Annotated in this window: 21 protein-coding genes; 16 read left to right on the forward strand and 5 right to left on the reverse strand. The window is 45.8% G+C overall.

Annotated features, from left to right (window positions below):
• Window positions 1–50 precede the first annotated feature (50 nt).
• The 11 genes from soxZ to mnmH are packed head-to-tail and all read left to right on the forward strand — an operon-like array spanning window position 51 to window position 8,000.
• A complete protein-coding gene (soxZ, locus tag ICE89_RS00815) occupies window positions 51–359 on the forward strand; it encodes a thiosulfate oxidation carrier complex protein SoxZ (RefSeq protein ID WP_216227784.1) in 309 nt (102 codons plus the stop codon).
• Between the two features lie 7 nt (window positions 360–366).
• The gene (soxA, locus tag ICE89_RS00820; RefSeq protein ID WP_216264306.1) at window positions 367–1,179 is read left to right on the forward strand and encodes a sulfur oxidation c-type cytochrome SoxA; all 813 of its coding nucleotides are present in this window, start codon (window positions 367–369) and stop codon (window positions 1,177–1,179) included.
• 11 nt (window positions 1,180–1,190) lie between these two features.
• Window positions 1,191–1,808 carry a sulfur oxidation c-type cytochrome SoxX gene (gene soxX / locus ICE89_RS00825; RefSeq protein ID WP_216264307.1) on the forward strand — a complete coding sequence of 206 codons (618 nt, stop codon included), beginning with the start codon at window positions 1,191–1,193 and terminating at the stop codon, window positions 1,806–1,808.
• Between the two features lie 9 nt (window positions 1,809–1,817).
• Complete coding sequence (gene soxB, locus ICE89_RS00830; RefSeq protein ID WP_216264308.1) at window positions 1,818–3,551, forward strand: thiosulfohydrolase SoxB; 1,734 nt, start codon at window positions 1,818–1,820, stop codon at window positions 3,549–3,551.
• A gap of 24 nt (window positions 3,552–3,575) precedes the next feature.
• On the forward strand, window positions 3,576–4,031 hold the full coding sequence (locus ICE89_RS00835) for a DsrE family protein (protein WP_370625307.1): 456 nt from the start codon (window positions 3,576–3,578) through the stop codon (window positions 4,029–4,031).
• A 30-nt stretch (window positions 4,032–4,061) separates the two neighbouring features.
• Window positions 4,062–5,183 (forward strand): YeeE/YedE family protein, encoded by a 1,122-nt coding sequence (locus ICE89_RS00840; protein ID WP_216264309.1) that lies wholly within the window; start codon window positions 4,062–4,064, stop codon window positions 5,181–5,183.
• A gap of 18 nt (window positions 5,184–5,201) precedes the next feature.
• Window positions 5,202–5,639: a YeeE/YedE family protein gene (locus tag ICE89_RS00845; RefSeq protein ID WP_216264310.1), complete on the forward strand. Its 438-nt coding sequence runs from the start codon at window positions 5,202–5,204 to the stop codon at window positions 5,637–5,639.
• A 1-nt stretch (window position 5,640) separates the two neighbouring features.
• Complete coding sequence (locus tag ICE89_RS00850; RefSeq protein WP_216264311.1) at window positions 5,641–6,081, forward strand: YeeE/YedE family protein; 441 nt, start codon at window positions 5,641–5,643, stop codon at window positions 6,079–6,081.
• 58 nt (window positions 6,082–6,139) lie between these two features.
• Window positions 6,140–6,484, forward strand: coding sequence for a TIGR01244 family sulfur transferase (locus ICE89_RS00855; RefSeq protein ID WP_216264312.1), 345 nt, complete (start codon window positions 6,140–6,142; stop codon window positions 6,482–6,484).
• A gap of 16 nt (window positions 6,485–6,500) precedes the next feature.
• A complete protein-coding gene (locus ICE89_RS00860) occupies window positions 6,501–6,920 on the forward strand; it encodes a thioesterase family protein (protein ID WP_216264313.1) in 420 nt (139 codons plus the stop codon).
• A 6-nt stretch (window positions 6,921–6,926) separates the two neighbouring features.
• Window positions 6,927–8,000: a tRNA 2-selenouridine(34) synthase MnmH gene (mnmH, locus tag ICE89_RS00865; protein ID WP_216264314.1), complete on the forward strand. Its 1,074-nt coding sequence runs from the start codon at window positions 6,927–6,929 to the stop codon at window positions 7,998–8,000.
• Here the strand turns inward: mnmH and ICE89_RS00870 are convergent.
• The gene (locus ICE89_RS00870; RefSeq protein WP_215363379.1) at window positions 7,997–9,181 is read right to left on the reverse strand and encodes an acyl-CoA dehydrogenase; all 1,185 of its coding nucleotides are present in this window, start codon (window positions 9,179–9,181) and stop codon (window positions 7,997–7,999) included. The genes mnmH and ICE89_RS00870 overlap by 4 nt on opposite strands.
• Window positions 9,182–9,286: 105 nt before the next feature.
• Between ICE89_RS00870 and ICE89_RS00875 the strand changes: the two genes are divergently transcribed.
• Both ICE89_RS00875 and ICE89_RS00880 read left to right on the forward strand, forming a co-directional pair.
• Complete coding sequence (locus ICE89_RS00875) at window positions 9,287–9,997, forward strand: queuosine precursor transporter (RefSeq protein WP_216264315.1); 711 nt, start codon at window positions 9,287–9,289, stop codon at window positions 9,995–9,997.
• Window positions 9,998–10,111: 114 nt separating this feature from the next.
• The gene (locus ICE89_RS00880) at window positions 10,112–11,719 is read left to right on the forward strand and encodes an ABC-F family ATPase (protein WP_215360039.1); all 1,608 of its coding nucleotides are present in this window, start codon (window positions 10,112–10,114) and stop codon (window positions 11,717–11,719) included.
• A 39-nt stretch (window positions 11,720–11,758) separates the two neighbouring features.
• Here the strand turns inward: ICE89_RS00880 and ICE89_RS00885 are convergent, their stop codons facing one another.
• The 4 genes from ICE89_RS00885 to ICE89_RS00900 all read right to left on the reverse strand — a co-directional run bounded on the left by ICE89_RS00885 (window position 11,759) and on the right by ICE89_RS00900 (window position 15,334).
• Window positions 11,759–12,022 (reverse strand): DUF1289 domain-containing protein, encoded by a 264-nt coding sequence (locus ICE89_RS00885; protein ID WP_216264316.1) that lies wholly within the window; start codon window positions 12,020–12,022, stop codon window positions 11,759–11,761.
• Window positions 12,019–13,194, reverse strand: coding sequence for a GNAT family N-acetyltransferase (locus ICE89_RS00890; RefSeq protein ID WP_370625326.1), 1,176 nt, complete (start codon window positions 13,192–13,194; stop codon window positions 12,019–12,021). Before ICE89_RS00890 ends, ICE89_RS00885 begins: the two co-directional genes overlap by 4 nt.
• Window positions 13,194–13,580 (reverse strand): lactoylglutathione lyase, encoded by a 387-nt coding sequence (gene gloA / locus ICE89_RS00895; protein WP_216264318.1) that lies wholly within the window; start codon window positions 13,578–13,580, stop codon window positions 13,194–13,196. The genes ICE89_RS00890 and gloA overlap by 1 nt, the downstream gene beginning before the upstream one ends.
• Window positions 13,581–13,663: 83 nt before the next feature.
• A complete protein-coding gene (locus tag ICE89_RS00900) occupies window positions 13,664–15,334 on the reverse strand; it encodes an electron transfer flavoprotein-ubiquinone oxidoreductase (protein ID WP_216264319.1) in 1,671 nt (556 codons plus the stop codon).
• 158 nt (window positions 15,335–15,492) lie between these two features.
• Here ICE89_RS00900 and ICE89_RS00905 point away from each other — a divergent pair, with 158 nt between their 5' ends.
• Genes ICE89_RS00905 through ICE89_RS11755 form a run of 3 tightly spaced genes read left to right on the forward strand, consistent with a single transcriptional unit; the run spans window position 15,493 to window position 18,786 of the window.
• Window positions 15,493–16,194, forward strand: coding sequence for a CoA transferase subunit A (locus ICE89_RS00905; RefSeq protein ID WP_216122271.1), 702 nt, complete (start codon window positions 15,493–15,495; stop codon window positions 16,192–16,194).
• Between the two features lie 31 nt (window positions 16,195–16,225).
• On the forward strand, window positions 16,226–16,876 hold the full coding sequence (locus tag ICE89_RS00910) for a CoA transferase subunit B (protein ID WP_215363397.1): 651 nt from the start codon (window positions 16,226–16,228) through the stop codon (window positions 16,874–16,876).
• A gap of 35 nt (window positions 16,877–16,911) precedes the next feature.
• Window positions 16,912–18,786: an alpha/beta fold hydrolase gene (locus ICE89_RS11755; RefSeq protein ID WP_216264320.1), complete on the forward strand. Its 1,875-nt coding sequence runs from the start codon at window positions 16,912–16,914 to the stop codon at window positions 18,784–18,786.
• Window positions 18,787–18,811 lie beyond the last annotated feature (25 nt).

Here is an 18,811-nt window from a genome sequence, read left to right on the forward strand (position 1 = left end):
TAACATACTTACAGAATCATTAATTAGAAATAAAAGATAAAGGAACTACGATGGGTGATCCAATGCGCATTCGGGCAGCCGAATCAAACGGAATTGTGGATGTCAAAATTTTGATGAAGCATGACATGGAATCCGGTCAACGCAAAGATGCTTCCGGCAAATTAATTCCAGCATGGTTTATTTCTACAGTATCGGTTAAGGCTCAGGGTAAAGAAGTCTTCTCCGCAGACTTTGGCTCAGCTATTTCTAAAGACCCGTTCTTGAACTTTAAGTACAAAGGCTCCAAGGGCGATAAATTGGTTGTGAGCTGGGTTGATACTAAAGGCGATAAACGCAGTGATGAAGCCACAGTTTCTTAAGCAGACCATGAGAAAAAATCTAAGCCCTTTGTTTGGTCTGCTTCTAGTAGGCGGGGCAATATTTTTTGCCTCTACTGGTTTTGCCCAATCAACTGCAGATGAAATCGCCAAATATCGCCAGATGATTGCCGATGGCAATCCTTCTGAGCTCTATGAGGATGCTGGGGCTGAATTATGGAAGAAACCAGCAGGGCCTAAAAATGCCACACTTGAAAAGTGTAATTTAGGTCTTGGTCCTGGGGTTATCAAAGGTGCCGCAGCACAGTTGCCAAGATATTTTTCCGATACCAATAAAGTGCAGGATTTGGAGTCTCGTTTAATCACTTGCATGTCTGCCCTGCAAGGTATTTCAGCTCAAGAGATTGTAGATGCGCCATTTCAAAAAGGCTTGAAGAAAGATATGGATGCTTTAGTTGCATATGTAGTTACTGCATCCAAAGATCAAAAAATCAAAGTCAGTACGCAGCATCCAAAAGAAAAAGAAGCTTACGAATTAGGTAAGCGTGCTTTTTATTATGAAGGTGGTCTAATGGACTTTTCCTGCGCAACTTGCCATGGGTCAAGCGGCAAGAGAATTCGCTTGCAAGATCTTCCCAATTTAACGACCCAAGCAGGAGCTGCTGCAGGCTGGGGTTCTTGGCCCGCCTACCGCGTTTCCAGCGGACAATTTTGGACCATGGGCTTGCGCTTAAATGATTGCTATCGCCAGCAACGATTCCCTTTCCCAATATATGGCTCCGATCTATTAACGGCAGTGTCAATGTATATGGCAGTTAATGCGAATGGCGGCACGATGCAAACTCCAGGCTTGAAACGTTAAGGCCAATGATGATGAAAATAAAATTACTGTTATCGGCAGCGTTTCTCACTGCATTCTCTTTCACTGCCTTTGCTCAATCTAGCTTTGATGCTAAGTTTCAAAAAATGATGACTGAAGGCTTTAGGGCTGAAGGTATTGCTGGTTTGGATCGCATCAAGCAGGATGAAACACAAAAGTTTTGCTCTGATCCAAAGCTGATGAATACAAAGCAGGGTGCTGCCAAGGCAATTGAAATTCAAAAGCTGAATATGGCATCCATCGTTCAGCCTGCTGATGGTAAATATATTGGCGACTGGAAAAATGGTGAGGCAATTGCTCAGAGTGGCCGTGGTGCAACTTGGACTGACAAGCCTGACACCATCAATGGCGGTGGCTGCTATAACTGTCACGAGATCAATAAAAAAGAAATCTCTTATGGCAACTTGGGCCCAAGTCTTTGGAACTACGGTAAAGATCGCGGATACTCCCAAGAGGTAATGGTTTACACGTGGAATCGCATCAACAATTCAAAGGCGTATAACGCTTGCAGTAATATGCCGCGCTTTGGTCATTTCAAATTATTGACGCAAGAGCAAATGCAGGATGTGATGGCTTTACTCTTGGACCCGCAATCTCCCGTTAATCAATAATCGATCAGCATGTCGCTTAATCGCCGGGAATTTATACAAGCCCTAGCCATTGCCTCCGTTGGCGGCATGAGCCTGCAATCTGATTTGGCTTCGGCGCAAACGCAAGCACGATCTTTTTATGATTTGCCTCGCTTTGGTAACGTGCATTTATTGCACTTCACGGATTGCCATGCCCAACTTCTGCCAGTATATTTTCGTGAGCCTAATGTCAATATCGGGGTAGGGCCGCAAGCAGGAAAAACACCACACTTAGTTGGCAATTATTTTTTGAAGGCCAATAAGATTGCATCTGCCACGCGTGATGCCCATGCATTTACCTATTTAGATTTCACAGCTGCAGCTCATCAATACGGTCAAATGGGTGGTTTTGCGCATCTATCGACTCTCATCAAGCAGTTGAAAGCGTCAAGGCCTGGTGCCTTGCTTCTGGATGGTGGAGATACTTGGCAAGGATCTGGAACTGCACTATGGACGCAGGGCCAGGATATGGTGGATGCAGCCTTGGAGCTTGGTGTAGATGTCATGACCGCGCACTGGGAAATGACTCTGGGCGAGAAGCGGGTGATGGAGATTGTGCAAAATGATTTCCAGGACAAGATTTCATTGATTGCGCAAAACATTATCACCACAGATTTTGGAGATGAAGTTTTTGCTCCATACGTGATACGCGAGATGAATGGAGTACCAGTAGGGATTATTGGTCAAGCATTTCCTTACACTCCAGTTGCAAACCCAAGATATTTCACGCCAAATTGGACGTTTGGAATACAAGAGCAGAATCTTCAAAAAACAATTGATCAAGTTCGCCAAAAAGGGGCTAAGGCAGTTGTATTGCTATCCCATAATGGCATGGACGTTGATCTCAAGTTAGCGTCCAGAGTCAGAGGTTTGGATGCAATTCTTGGTGGCCATACACATGACGGTGTTCCGGTGCCTGTCAAAGTAAGGAATGCAGGCGGTATTACTCTGGTTACCAACGCAGGATCAAATGGCAAATTTTTGGGCGTCCTTGATTTTGATGTGAAGGGCGGGAAGGTGGTTGATTTTCGCTACAAACTTCTTCCTGTGTTCTCAAGCCTGATTACGCCGGATGCCAAAATGAGTCAGCTCATTACGAAAATTCGTCAACCATTCGAAGTGCGCTTAAATGAAAAACTGGCAATGACGGAGGATCTTTTGTATCGTCGCGGTAATTTCAATGGCAGCTTTGATCAACTCATTCTGGATGGTCTAATGACGCAAAAGAATGCAGAAATTGCGTTCTCGCCTGGCTTCAGGTGGGGTACCTCATTATTGCCCGGTGAAGCGATTACGACAGAGCATCTAATGGATCAGACGGCCATCACCTATCCATACACTACGGCCTCCAACATGACTGGCGAAAATATCAAGACTATCTTAGAAGATGTGGCTGATAATTTATTTAATCCTGATCCGTATTATCAGCAGGGCGGCGATATGGTTCGGGTTGGCGGCTTGCAGTACACCATTGATCCTAACGCCACCATGGGTAAGCGCATCTCTGAAATGAGGCTCAATGGAGTACTTATAGAGGCCGATAAAAACTATCGCGTTGCAGGCTGGGCTCCAGTGAGCGAGGAGGCGAAGGCATTAAATTCAGAGCCAATCTGGGATCTGATGTCTCGGCACTTAAAAGAGGTGAAGTTGATTAAGCCCAAAAAATTAAATGAGCCAATCATCAAAGGCCTTGCTAATAATCCTGGCATTGAAGCTATCAAATAACCTATAAAGAAATCGCCTAAAAAAATGAATCGACCAAATTATTTCTCAAAGTTGTTAAAACAGGTTTTGGCCGCAATCACTTTTGCATTTATTGGCATGATTTTTTGTGAGCCTGCCTTAGCCCAAACAAAAGTGGTGTATCACATTGATGATGCTCAGGCGCAAGGCTTAAAAGGATTGCGCAATATTCGCAATCATCTAGATACGGCACCTCAGGCCAAAATTATTGTCGTGACTCATGCGGCAGGAGTGGATCTGCTGATGGAGGGCGCTAAAGATCAGAAGAATAATATTGAATATGCCCCATTAGTTTCTGCACTCAAATCCCGTGGAGTGGTATTTGAGGTCTGTGAAATTACCCTAAAGAACCGTAATCTTAATAAAAACCAATTCCTATTGGATGCTGACTTCACTTCTTCTGGAGTGGTGAAGATTGCCGATCTGCAGTATGTTGATCATTACGCCTATATAAAGCCCTAATTCTTACTGACACGCAAGTAAAATATAAGAATGAACACTGTTGATATTTCCCTTATTAGTCAGCAAGCATTGTGGGCGACTTTTGTTGTGACTTTGCTGCTTGGCGCAATTATGCAGCGAACCAGTTTTTGTACTATGGGCGCAATTGCCGATCTATTTGTTATGTCGAATTTATCCAGATTGCGTCAATGGTCTTTGGCTATTGGCGTTGCTATCTTAGGAGTGATGTTGTTGGCTTCTTTGGGCTTGATAGATGTTTCTAAGTCCATCTATACCTCTAGTAAATTAATGTATCTCTCTATTCTGATTGGTAGCACTCTATTTGGATTGGGGATGGTATTGGCCTCAGGTTGTGGGAGCAAGACGCTGGTTCGAATTGGCGGGGGCAATCTTAAATCGTTAGTGGTATTTTTGGTGCTGGCCCTTGTCGCATATATGACCTTGCGTGGATTCTTGGCGGTGATTCGCATCAATATGCTGGACGCATTCTTTATCACGCTAAATTCAAATCAAGACCTACCGAGTATCTTGAGTGCTCAGCTTGGACAGAGCCGCTCAAGCTCGCATCTTTTGCTTGGTTTAATTATCGGTGGTGCTTTTGTTATGTTTGCACTTTTGGATAAATCATTTTGGACCGCTAAAAATCTCCTTGCTGGTTTTGGCGTTGGATTGGCGATCTGTGCTGTATGGTGGATCTCTGGCTACTTGGCATTTGTTGCGGAGGATCCCAACACCTTAGAAGAGGTGTTCCTGGCAACCAACTCAGGCAAGATGGAGAGTCTTTCATTCGTGGCTCCCTATGCTTATTCGTTGGACTGGCTGATGTTCTACAGCGATACCTCTAAGGTTCTTACTATTGGTGTTGTGGCAGTGTTGGGTATGGTTTGTGGTTCAGCTGGCGTTGCATTGGCAACAAAAACCTTTCGGTGGGAAACGTTTTTAAACGCAGAAGATACAGCCAACCATTTGGTGGGTGGTGCCTTGATGGGTTTTGGTGGTATTACTGCTTTGGGCTGCACCATTGGGCAGGGGCTAAGCGGAATTTCAACATTGGCACTCGGATCTTTTTTAGCCATCCCTGGATTTTTCTTGGGAGCTTATCTAGGTTTGCGTTACTTGCAGATGCGTCTTGCCCCAAATCCTTGCGCTTAATTAGACTGGATATAAGACATGCAAATTGACTGGTACTCTTTTACACCCATACCTTCTTTATTGGGTGGAATGATTCTTGGAGTTGCCGCGGCCCTTTACGTGTTGCTTCATGGGCGCATCCTAGGAATCAGTGGCATTGTTTCTGGTTTATTGCATCCCAAATTAACGGATACAGCATGGCGACTTAGCCTCGTATTGGGATTAGTATCAGCCCCATTTATGGCGGCACTGTTTTTTGGAATATTCCCTGTTGTAGAGATTGAATCTGATTGGATCGCCATTGTGATTGCAGGCCTTCTAGTTGGCTTTGGTGCGCACTACGGATCTGGCTGTACTAGCGGTCATGGCATCTGCGGGCTTTCTCGCTTATCACCGCGTTCACTTCTGGCTACACTCTTGTTTATGGGGGCAGGTTTTTTGACTGTTTTTGTTTTGCGTCACCTGATCGGAGTCTAAGATGAAAAAACATTTTGGTCTTGTGAGTCAGTATGCAATTGGTGTACTTTTTGGCTGGGGTTTAATCATCTCCGGCATGAGTAATCCTGAGAAGATATTAGGTTTCCTAGATTTGGCTGGCCCGTGGGACCCATCCCTGGCATTTGTTATGTTGGGTGCAGTGTTAGTTGGGCTTGCCGGTTTTTATGTTGTGAGCAAAAGATCAGAGGCCTTCTTTGGTGGCGCCTTGCATATTCCTACCCGCAGAGACATCACGAAGCCTCTGATTGTTGGTAGTCTTATTTTCGGTGCGGGCTGGGGAATTGCTGGTTTTTGCCCGGGGCCAGCCTTGGTTGCCTTGGGTGCCGGGCACCTCAAGGCCTTGGTATTTGTTATTGCCATGATTGTGGGTATGGAAATTTGCGAGCGTTTCTTCTCGACCCATAAACAGACTCCCAACTGAACCTGATCAGCCTGATTTAGAATCAACTCTATTGCTATTTATCAAATATAGAGGGTTTATGAGTCTTCCTATTTCTTGCCATAACGATCAGTTCGGCACTATCGGTCAAATTGAGCCAAGCCATTTGGCTGAAATTGCGGCACAAGGTTATAAGAGTGTGATTAATAACCGTCCTGATGGTGAGGGCGGTCCAGATCAGCCAACTAATGCCAGCATTCAAGCTGAAGCAGAAAAGTTGGGCTTAAATTACGCCTACCTACCAGTTGTGCCTAGTGCAATCAATGTTGATCAAGTAAGGGAGATGGCTCGTTTATTGAGGACCATGCCCGGACCGGTATTAGCATTTTGTCGCTCTGGTGCGCGCTCTACGAATCTGTATCAACTTGCATTGCAAGTGAAATAGTAGGTTACTGACCCGCATGCGCATCACCATTCCCGAAGATAGAAAGCTAGTACATGAAATGATCATGCCCATTCGTTGGGGTGATATGGATGCGTATGGACATGTCAACAATACCGTGTACTTTCGGTATATGGAGCAAGCTCGCTGTGAATGGATTACATCTTTGGGTTATGACGTCGCTCCTGGTCGCGAGTCCATGTCGATGATTAATGGCTTTTGTAATTTCTTTCAACAACTCACTTATCCAGGCGAATTAATCCTGAAGACTTCGATTGGCGCTGTTGGTAGAACCAGCCTAGATCTCTACACCAGCATGGCGTTGACTACTGCGCCTGAGGTGGAGGCTGCTATCGGTGGTGCAACCATGGTTTGGGTAGATCTCACTACGAATACATCAGCGCCTTGGCCTGAGCATGTTTTGCAACAGTTGCGCTAGTCCCTCGTGCAGCCGATTAATCCTCACATCTTAAAATCTGATCAATTTTTATCTGAGCTAGATCAGTTTGATCTCGTAATTGATGTCAGGTCGCCCGCTGAATTTGCCCTTGACCATATTCCAGGCGCAGTGAATTACCCCGTTCTGAATAATGAGGAGCGCGCCACTATTGGTACGCTCTACAAAAAAGAGTCTCCCTTTGCAGCTAAAAAATTAGGTGCAGCTTTAGTCTCTAAGAATATTGCTGCACACTTAGAAAACCATTTTCTGGAATTCCCACGTGAGTGGCGCCCATTAATTTATTGCTGGCGCGGTGGTGAACGTAGTGGGGCGTTTACCCATATTCTTAATCGCATTGGTTGGAAAGCCAAGCAGCTCGAGGGCGGGTATCAGGGCTTTAGAAGAACTGTAATCGATGGTCTTGATCAAGCTGCAACCCAATTTACATTCCAGGTGATCTGTGGAATGACGGGCAGTGGCAAAACAAAAGTGCTGCAAGAGATCGGCGCGCTAGGCGCTCAGATTCTTGATCTAGAAGGCTTGGCCGTTCACCGTGGATCTGTATTGGGTAATGAGCCTAATATCGAGCAGCCATCCCAAAAAGGCTTTGAGACTGCGCTCTGGAATGCGTTACGTTCGCTCGATCCAGCTAAGCCTGTATTTGTGGAGTCCGAAAGCAAGAAGGTCGGCGGCTTGCATGTACCTGATGCTTTGATGGAAAAAATTCGTAATGGTGCTTGCTTTGAATTGAGATCAAGTACGAAGACTCGCGTTTCTTGGTTGATTCGTGAATATCACCACTTCTTAACCGATACCGATAATTTCAAACAGAAACTGGCTTTGCTTACTGCGCATTATGGGAAAGTACAGATTGCTAAATGGAATGAATCCATTGATGCGGGTAATTTTCCGGAGTTAGTGGAAGAGTTATTGGTAAAGCACTACGACCCTTCATATCAATCTTCGATCGTACGCAATTTTCCCCAATACAAGATTGAAAATTTTGTACAACTGGAAAATGATAGTGACAAGGCCTTTGCCAAAGCAGCAAAGGCCATCATCAGTAAATCAGGTTCTTAGCTAAAAGCTTGGATACCAGTTTGCGCACGACCTAGAATCAAGGCGTGAATATCGTGAGTACCTTCATAGGTGTTCACAACCTCTAAATTCAGCATATGACGTACAACGCCATACTCATCAGAGATGCCGTTACCACCATGCATATCGCGTGCCATGCGCGCGATGTCTAATGACTTGCCGCAAGAGTTGCGTTTCATGATGGAGGTGATTTCTGGAGCTGCAATGCCTTCATCTTTCATGCGACCTAAGCGCAAGCAACCTTGTAGGCCAAGAGTAATTTCGGTTTGCATATCCGCCAATTTTTTCTGAATCAGTTGATTGGCAGCAAGTGGCTTACCGAACTGCTTACGGTCCATGGTGTACTGGCGGGCAGCATACCAACACCATTCAGCGGCGCCTAGTGCACCCCAAGCGATACCGTAGCGAGCAGAGTTTAAGCAAGTGAAGGGACCCTTCAGGCCCTCAACTTCAGGGAATTCATTTTCTGCTGGTACAAATACTTCGTCCATGACGATTTCACCAGTGATGGAGGCGCGCAGACCCATCTTGCCGCTAATTTTCGGGGCGCTTAAGCCCTTCATGCCCTTTTCTAAAATGTAACCACGAATGATGCCTTCATCATTTTTAGCCCACACTACAAATACATCAGCAATCGGAGAGTTGGAGATCCACATCTTCGAGCCCGTTAATGAAAATCCGCCAGGCACTTTCTTGGCGCGAGTAATCATGCCGCCTGCATCAGAGCCATAGTTTGGCTCCGTTAAACCAAAGCAACCAATCCATTCGCCACTCGCTAATTTAGGGAGGTACTTTTGTTTTTGCGCTTCGCTACCAAATTCATTTATGGGAACCATGACTAAAGAAGACTGCACGCTCATCATGGAGCGATAGCCAGAATCCACGCGTTCAATCTCGCGCGCAATTAAGCCGTAAGAGACATAGTTCAAGTTAGCTCCACCATACTGCTCAGGAATCGTGATGCCTAAGAGGCCAAGCTCGCCCATTTCTCGGAAGATGGCTGGGTCGGTTGTTTCGTTGCGATAAGCATCGTGAATGCGGGGCATCAGGCGCCCTTGAGCGTATTCAGCAGCTGCGTCACGAATCATGCGCTCCTCTTCGGTTAGCTGGGTATCCAGAAGAAGGGGGTCCGCCCAGTTAAAGCTGGCCTTACTTTTGCTCATTGCTTTGGCATCCTATATTTCATTTTTGTCTTGATTTTTAGCTGCTTCCTGCGAATTTTCAGGAATGCAGATATTCTTATTTCTATTATCCATTTTTCTTGACTTATGGACTTGCCTAGACCTCGCCACCGCTATTACGACCTGATTTTGGCTGCCTTTGTGGTGGTCTTGCTCTGTTCAAACTTTATTGGTGCCGGTAAAGCAGCTGTGGTTGATTTGCCTTACTTTGGATCCGTGCCTTTTGGTGCAGGCATTTTGTTCTTCCCCATCTCCTATTTCTTCGGCGATATTCTGACTGAGGTTTATGGCTATGCCTATGACCGGAGGGCAGTTTGGACTGGATTTGCAGCCCTTGCATTTGCGGCAATCATGGCTCAGATAGTGATTGCCTTACCAGTGGCGCCTGGAACCTATATGAGCAATTACCAACAGGGGTTAGAAACCGTCTTTGGAAACTCTTGGCGTATCGCCTTAGCTTCCATGTTCTCCTTTTGGTGCGGCAGTCTGGTGAATAGCTATGTTCTGGCGAAGATGAAAATCATGACCCAAGGACGCTTTCTCTGGATGCGGACGATTGGCTCGACAGCGGTAGGGGAGTTGGTCGACTCTTCTTTCTTCTATATGTTGGCGTTCTATGGCATCTGGCCTACCCATGAAGTCATTCAGGTAGCGCTGGCCCAATATGTCCTTAAGACTACTTGGGAGGTTCTAGCAACCCCCATGACCTATTGGGTTGTGAACTTCCTCAAGCGCAAGGAAAACGAGGATTTTTACGATATTCATACGAATTTCACCCCATTTAGGGTCAAAGTCTAAGCAAGACCACGGGCTTCCTGCCAACAAAGACCTCTAAGCCGTTAAAATAACGGTCTTTGCCCCGAAATTCGGGGGTAACTATCTAATTGAATTTCAGAAAGCTAGAAAACATCCGTGCTGTCAGCATCTAATATCACCATGCAGTTTGGGGCAAAGCCTCTATTTGAAAACATTTCCGTGAAGTTTGGCGGCGGCAATCGCTATGGCCTGATTGGCGCAAACGGTTGCGGTAAATCCACCTTCATGAAAATTTTAGGTGGCGAGCTAGAGCCAACGAGCGGTAATGTGAGCTTGGATCCTGGTATTCGTTTGGGTAAGTTGCGTCAAGATCAATTTGCTTACGAGGATGTTCGCGTACTCGATGTCGTGATGATGGGTCACGAAGAGATGTGGAAGGCTGCGGCTGAGCGCGATGCTATCTACGCCAATCCAGATGCTACTGATGAAGATTACATGAAGGCTGCTGAGCTTGAGGGTAAGTACGCCGAATACGGTGGCTACACCGCAGAAGCAAAAGCAGGGGAGTTGTTGTTAGGTATTGGTATTCCTATTGACCAACACAATGGTCCGATGAGCAACGTTGCACCAGGTTGGAAGCTGCGTGTATTGCTAGCGCAAGCATTGTTCTCCGATCCAGATGTATTGCTGCTCGATGAGCCAACGAATAACTTGGATATTCACTCCATTCACTGGCTTGAGGACATCCTCAATCAAATTAAGAGCACCATCGTCATCATTTCCCATGACCGTCACTTCCTCAATGAAGTCTGTACGCATATGGCCGATATGGACTATGGCACTTTAAAAGTCTACCCAGGTAATTACGACTCTTACATGCTGGCTTCTGTTCAGGCAAGAACACAGCAGCTCAGTAATAACGTGAAAGCCAAAGAAAAAATTGCTGAATTAGCAGCTTTCGTGGCTCGCTTCTCTGCAAACGCATCTAAAGCACGTCAAGCGACTTCACGTCAGAGGCAACTGGAGAAGATTGAAATTGTTGAAGTAAAACCTTCTTCACGTCAGAACCCATTTATTCGTTTCGATACTGAGAAAAAATTACACAATATGGCTGTAGAGTGCAATGCACTTACTAAAGCTTATGATCGCGTGATCTTCAAGAATTTCAAGCTAGGTGTTCGTGCTGGTGAAAAGATTGCGATCATCGGTCAAAACGGCGCCGGTAAGACAACACTTCTCAAAACGATCTTGAGTAAGCGCTTTGATGGTATTGCCGCTGATAGCGGTGATGTGAAATGGGCTGAGAATGCTAACGTCGGCGTAATGCCTCAAGACAACACCGAAATGTTTGCTAAAGATGAGTTGCTCATGGATTGGATGAATTGGTGGCGCAATACTGGTGACGATGACCAAGTCATTCGTGGCACATTAGGTCGTCTATTGTTCTCTGGTGATGATATTGGCAAGTCTGTCAAAGTTCTATCTGGTGGTGAGAAGGGTCGCATGATTTGGGGCAAACTCATGCTCCAAAAATACAACGTCCTAGCAATGGATGAGCCAACCAACCACATGGATATGGAATCGATTGAGAGTTTGCAAATTGCTCTTGAGAAATTCGATGGGACTTTGATTTTCGTATCCCATGACCGCGAGTTTGTTTCCGCATTAGCCAACCGCATCTTAGAAGTGAAGATGGATGGTACGGTGGTGGATTACTCTGGAACTTACGAGGAATATCTGCGTAGCCAGGAATTAGCCGGATGATAAGGTTAAAACAATAAGTTGTTTATAAAAATAAGCCCGTTAACTGGGCTTATTTTCTTTGGCCTGTCGTTGAAAGCGCGTTGCAGTACCTTCGGCACGGATACGCTTCCATACAGAATCTTTTTCTTGTTGGGAAAAGAATACCCAATTACTTACTTCACCTAAAGTGCGACCACAACCTTGGCAGATCTCGTCGTATAGCGTGGTGCACACACCAATACAAGGCGAGTCGGAGTCTGCATCCCCCGTGGAAAGGGAGTGGGAGCCATCTTGCGCAATAGATTTGGTGTCTTCAGAATTCATGGCTGTACTTTAGACGATTTCAAAGGACTGTGCTCGGCGAGCTCATCTACATAAGCCCCTATGCCTTGATGTTCACGATCCAGGAAGTGTTGCACAGCTTTAGAAAACTGAGGATCCGCAATGAAATGGGCGGATTGAATGGTGGTGGGCAAGAAACCGCGCGCCATCTTGTGTTCGCCTTGAGCGCCACCTTCAAAGGTTTGAATCCGATTAGAGATGCAATATTCAATCGCTTGATAGTAGGCGGTTTCAAAGTGCAAGCAGGGTATATGTGCGATAGCGCCCCAATACCTTCCATAAGCCTTAGAGCTTGTGTGGTCAACAACTAGCAAGGATGCTGCAATCGGATTTCCATTGCGCTCTGCAATGATGAGGTGTAAGTTTTCAGGCATACGCTGTGCCCATAACTTCAAGAATGCCTCATTGAGATAGGGGCTAGATCCATGCTCTAAGTAAGTGTTTGCGTAACAGTGATAAAAGAATTCCCAATCGGCATTGGTTGAAGATATTCCTGGGACATGTCTAAAAGTAATTAGCTCTCTCGATACCTGTTCTCGTTCGCGTCGAATATTCTTGCGACGCTTCATAGTGAGGGCTGCTAAAAATTGTTCGAAATTCTCAAAGCCTTGGTTATGCCAATGAAATTGCACCGAGTCTCGCAACATGAAGCCTTGGTCCTTGAGTCCCTTTGCTTCTGAAGTATGGGGAAATAAGACATGTGCTGAAGATAGATTATTTTGCAGAACTAAAGTCTTCAAGCCTTTGACTAATTGTTGCTTTACTAAATCAGCGGCTACATTGCTCGCACTCAAAATCCTTGAGCCTTGAATTGGTGTAAACGGAATGGCGCAAAGCGCTTTCGGAAAATACTGCATACCTTGTTGCTCATAGGCCTGCGCCCATGACCAGTCGAAGACAAATTCTCCGTAGGAGTGTTGCTTCAAATACAGGGGCATTGCACCAATCAGTTTTTGATCATCCCTTAAAACGAGATGAGCCACTTGCCACCCAGTATTGCCTCCAACACAGCCAGTTTCCTCTAGCGCACTAAGAAACTCATAGCGAAGAAAGGGTCCTGCATCTGCGGGAAGAAGAGCATTCCACTCCTTTGAGGAGATATCGCTAAGGCGATCAACTATTTCTAATTGAAATGAATCGGGCTCTGCCACAATTAACGCTGAATGAGCTCTATTTTGTAACCATCAGGATCGGTAACAAATGCAATGATGGTGTCACCGCCAGCTACAGGACCAGCCTCACGGGTCACATTGCCGCCGGCCGCCTTAATGGCAGCACAAGCTGCATAGGCATCCGGAACCTCAATTGCAATATGCCCATAGGCTGTGCCTAGGTCATAGGATTGAACGCCATGGTTGTAGGTAAGCTCAATCTCCGATTGGCCATCACCATTACCTTTGCCGTATCCGACAAAAGCAAGGGAGTATTTTTGCTCAGGACGCTCAGTTGTGCGCAGTAAATTCATGCCCAAAACTTTGGTGTAGAAATCAATCGAGCGATTTAAGTCGCCGACGCGGAGCATGGTATGTTGGATTATCATGGGTTAAATATAACGCTATTTATTTAATCGTGTTGAGATGAAAAACCCCGGTATGGAACCGGGGTTTGCTGTATTGCATTTCTTTACATGGATGCGTAGTTTGGACCGCCGCCACCTTCTGGGGTAACCCAGACGATATTTTGTGTTGGATCTTTAATATCACAGGTTTTGCAGTGTACGCAGTTTTGCGAATTGATTTGCAAGCGCGCTTTACCATCGGTTTCGACAAACTCATATACGCCAGCAGGGCAGTAGCGTTGCTCGGGTCCTGCATAGGTTTCCAGGTTCACGCCTACAGGAATAGATTCATTCTTCAGCGTTAAATGAACTGGTTGATTTTCAGCATGATTGGTATTGGAGATAAATACTGAAGAGAGGCGGTCAAACGTAATCTTGCCATCTGGCTTAGGGTAGTCAATCGGCTTGTGTTGTGCTGCAGGCTCCAAACATTCATGGTCTGCATGTTTTAAATGCACTGTCCATGGCATGTTGCCACCCAAAAGTTTTTGTTCCAATCCAACCATCAGCGTACCAACATAAAGTCCTTTGGACATCCACGGCTTGAAGTTGCGCGCTTGGCTTAGTTCAGTATGCAGCCAGCTATTTTGGAATGCAGTTGGGTACGCAGATAAAACATCCTCAGAGCGATTCTCATTGATAGCAGCAACTGCTGCTTCAGCAGCAAGCATGCCAGTCTTAATTGCCGCATGACTTCCCTTGATGCGAGATGCATTGAGAAAGCCAGCATCGCAACCAATGAGCGCGCCACCAGGAAATACAGTTTTAGGAAGACTATTTAAACCACCAGCAGTCAGTGCGCGTGCGCCATAAGAAATGCGTTTACCGCCTTCAAACGTTTCACGAATCTTTGGATGTAATTTATAGCGTTGGAATTCTTCAAAAGGAGAGAGGTAGGGATTCTTATAAGACAGGCCCACTACTAGGCCAACGGCAACCTTGTTATCGCCTAGGTGATAGAGGAACGAGCCACCATAGGTATCGCTCTCTAAAGGCCAGCCAGCGGTGTGCACTACAAGTCCAGGCTTACTCTTGGAGGGTTCAACCTCCCAAAGCTCTTTAATACCAATGCCATAGCTTTGTGGGTCTGCATCCTTATCTAATGCAAACTTAGCAATCAGTTGTTTGCCAAGATGGCCGCGCGCACCCTCAGCAAAGAGGGTGTACTTGCCGCGTAATTCCATACCAAGCTGAAACTGATCCGTTGGATTGCCTTCTTTGTCTAAACCCATTGAGCCGGTGATGACGCCGCCCACTGCGCCTTGCTCGTTGTATAGAATTTCTGCTGCTGGAAAGCCGGTGAAAATCTCAACGCCGAGATTCTCGGCTTGTTGCCCTAGCCAGCGAGTGACGTTTGCAAGGCTGACAATATAGTTGCCTTCATTCTTAAAACAGTGCGGCAGCATCCAGTTTGGAACCTGGTATGAGTTATCGCTAGTTAAGAATAGAAATTGATCTTGTGTGACTGGGGTATCAAGTGGGGCACCCAATTCTTTCCAGTCGGGGAATAATTCAGTGAGTGCTTTAGGGTCCATCACGGCACCAGAAAGGATGTGGGCTCCGATTTCAGAACCCTTTTCCAAAACGCAGACGCTAATTTCTTTTCCTGAGGAGCTGGCTAATTGCTTGGCTTTAATAGCAGCCGACAATCCTGCGGGACCGCCTCCGACAATGACTAGGTCATAGTCCATGGAGTCTCTGGGACCAAATTGCTCTACCAACTCTGCAGAATTCATTCAATTTCTCCGAAATTTCTTAAAAATGGTGCATTTAAGCCCTGTTAGTTTAGTTCTAACTGGCAAAAACCGAATTAGTGCCAAGACTGCCCAGCTCAGGGCGCCTTAAGCGTTATGATTGCTTTATTACCCATTTTGGCAATATTAGGACAAAAGTTATGAATAAAACTTACCCATCGGCAGTGGATGCCTTGCGGGATATCTTAAAAGACGGACAAAAATTGGCTGTTGGCGGTTTTGGTCTTTGTGGCATTCCAGAGGCTTTGATTCAAGCAGTTAAGGACTTGGGTGTTCAAAACCTCACCGCAATTGCTAACAACGCTGGAGTTGACGGCTTTGGTTTGGGTTTATTGCTCAATTCACGTCAGGTAAAGAAAATGGTTGCTTCATACGTGGGGGAGAACAAAGAATTCGAACGTCAGTATTTGGCTGGTGAATTGGAGTTGGAATTTACGCCCCAAGGTACATTGGCTGAAAAATTACGTGCCGGTGGTTGTGGTATTCCTGCTTTCTATACCAAAACTGGTGTTGGTACTTTGGTTGCTGAAGGTAAAGAAGAAAAAGAATTCGATGGCGAGAAATACATCATGGAGCGTTCAATCGTTTCAGATATTTCTTTGGTAAAAGCTTGGAAAGCAGATAAATCCGGTAACTTGGTCTATCGCTATACAGCACGGAACTTCAATCCAGTAGTTGCTATGGCTGGCAAGATCACCGTTGCAGAAGTAGAAGAGATTGTTGAGAACGGCAAGCTGCATCCAGATGAAATCCATACGCCTGGTATTTATGTACATCGCTTGGTGCTACATAAAACACCAGAAAAGCGCATTGAACAGCGCACGATGACTGCAACAGCGTAATTCCCAGAACAGAATACTTAGGAAGATCGAAATGCCTTGGACTAGAGACGAAATGGCAGCACGTGCTGCTAAAGAATTAAAAGACGGTTACTACGTGAACTTGGGCATTGGTATGCCTACTTTGGTAGCGAACCATGTTCCTAAAGATATGGAAGTATGGCTTCAGTCTGAAAATGGTTTATTGGGTATCGGACCGTTTCCAACGGAAGAAACAATTGATGCGGACTTAATCAATGCCGGCAAGCAAACGATTACGACTTTGCCTGGTTCATCCATTTTCTCTTCTGCCGATTCATTTGGAATGATTCGTGGTGGAAAAATCAACATCGCGATCTTGGGTGCAATGCAAGTAAGCGAACATGGTGATTTGGCCAACTGGATGATTCCAGGAAAAATGGTCAAGGGCATGGGCGGTGCAATGGATTTGGTCGCCGGTGTTAAGCATGTTGTCGTATTGATGGAGCACGTTGCCAAGAAAAAAGATGGCACTGAAGAGCTCAAAATTTTGCCGCATTGCACATTACCTTTAACGGGTGTAGGCGTTATTAGCCAGATCATTACCGATCTTTGTGTTCTTGATATCACCCCTAAGGGTTTGAAGTTAACTGAATTGGCTCCAGGCGTGACTAAGGAAGAGGTTATCGCTAAAACAGGAGCCCCTGTTGACACAACAGGTTTCTAATCAGAGTCATCAATTAATGGAATAATGGGTTCACCATGTCGGGCTCCCATCATTTCCATTCGAAGCCATCTAAACCCCAGAATCAATCTGGAGTAGATCCTTCTCTACATGCCCATAAGAAGGGTGATGCACGGCATACCCATAGCAAGCAAGCCTCTAATCAAAACCTACTATTAATTGCCTTAGTACTGACCTTAGGTTTTTCAGGGGTTGAGGGCGCTGCTGCCTATTTCGCAAATTCATTGGCGTTGATTTCTGATGCGGGTCACATGGTGACTGATGCTGCCGCTTTGGGTTTAGCGCTACTTGCGCAGATTATTTCCCGTCGCCCACCATCTCCAAAGCATTCATTTGGTTTTGGGCGTGCTGAAGCGCTAGCTGCATTTGTTAATAGCATTGCGATGCTAGCTTTGGTGTTATGGATCGTCATTGAGGCTGTCAGTCGTTTTGCTAATCCCCATAAAGTGGATGGCTTGACTGTCACGGTTGTTGCTGCAATCGGTCTTCTGATGAACGTCGTCGTAGCATGGGTTTTATCTCGTGATAAGCAAAGTGTGAATACCCGTGCGGCACTAGTTCATGTCATGGGTGATCTATTGGGTTCAGTTGCGGCATTGATTGCTGGTGTTGTGATTCAGCTTACCGGTTGGATGCCTATCGATGCCATTCTCTCTATTTTGGTATCGCTGCTTATTCTGAAGTCCACCATCTCGATTCTGCATGAGTCTTATCACTTCCTGATGGAGGGTGTACCTCTACATATTGATTACTTACAAGTAGGTACTGATTTAAGAAATATTCCAGGCGTACTCGCGGTGCATGATTTGCATGTGTGGGAAATGACCCCTAGCTTCCCGGCCTTGATTGGCCATATTGAAATCGCTGAGATGCAGAAGTGGCCAGAAATTATGGCCAGAATCAATACGATGCTCTTGGATAAGCACGGCATCGATCATGTGACCTTGCAGCCTGAAGAGGTTGGTGATGACCACGATCATGAGCATGATCATTTACATCATGAAATTCATAACGAAGCTCAGGCAGCAAATGTATTTCATGACGGCGATACCTTTTACGTAGAGTGCGCTAGTGGCGATTCCACGCATCGTATGGCCTATCACGCTTGGGGAAACCCTGGCAAAAAAGTATTGCTGTGTATTCACGGCCTAACAAGACGGGGCAGCGACTTTAAGACGCTTGCGCAGGCAATGTGCAAAGACTATTACGTGGTTTGTCCAGATATAGTTGGAAGGGGTGATTCGGATCGCTTAAGCAATCCAATGCTCTATGCTGTGCCACAGTACGTTGCTGATATTGCTGCGTTAGTTAAAAAGCTTGGCGTTGCACAAGTGGATTGGCTGGGAACTTCAATGGGTGGCTTGATTGGCATGGTGTATGCCGCAATGCCAAACTCACCCATACGGAGAATGATCATCAATGATGTGGGCCCCAAGATTGAGCCAGAGGCAATTAAACGCCTAGGTTCTTACGTCGGGCAGCCATTTACTTTTGCAGATCGCAGTCACGCACTCCAGCGCTTGAATGAGATCTGCGCCACTTTTGGTGAGCACACTTCAGAAGAGTGGGAAATCTATAACGGCCCCATGTTGATTCAGAAAGATGGTAAATGGATCATGCATTACGACCCAGATATCTCAGTGCCGTTTGCATCCGTAAACCCCATCACGGCTAAAGCAGGTGAGATGGCGATGTGGCATGCCTTTAAGCACATTCATATTCCGATGTTGATCGTCCGAGGTGGTAACTCTGACTTGCTTTCCGCTGCTACTGTCGCAGAGATGTGCAAAGTTAATCCTTATGCACGCAGTATTGAGATTCCCAATGTGGGGCATGCGCCCGCGTTTGTGAAACCTGAGCAGATTGCTTTAGCAAAAGAATTCTTCAGTTAATTATTTCTTAATCACTCCACATTGC

The sequence above is a fragment of the Polynucleobacter sp. AP-Kaivos-20-H2 genome (genome assembly GCF_018882215.1).
Lineage (GTDB): Bacteria > Pseudomonadota > Gammaproteobacteria > Burkholderiales > Burkholderiaceae > Polynucleobacter.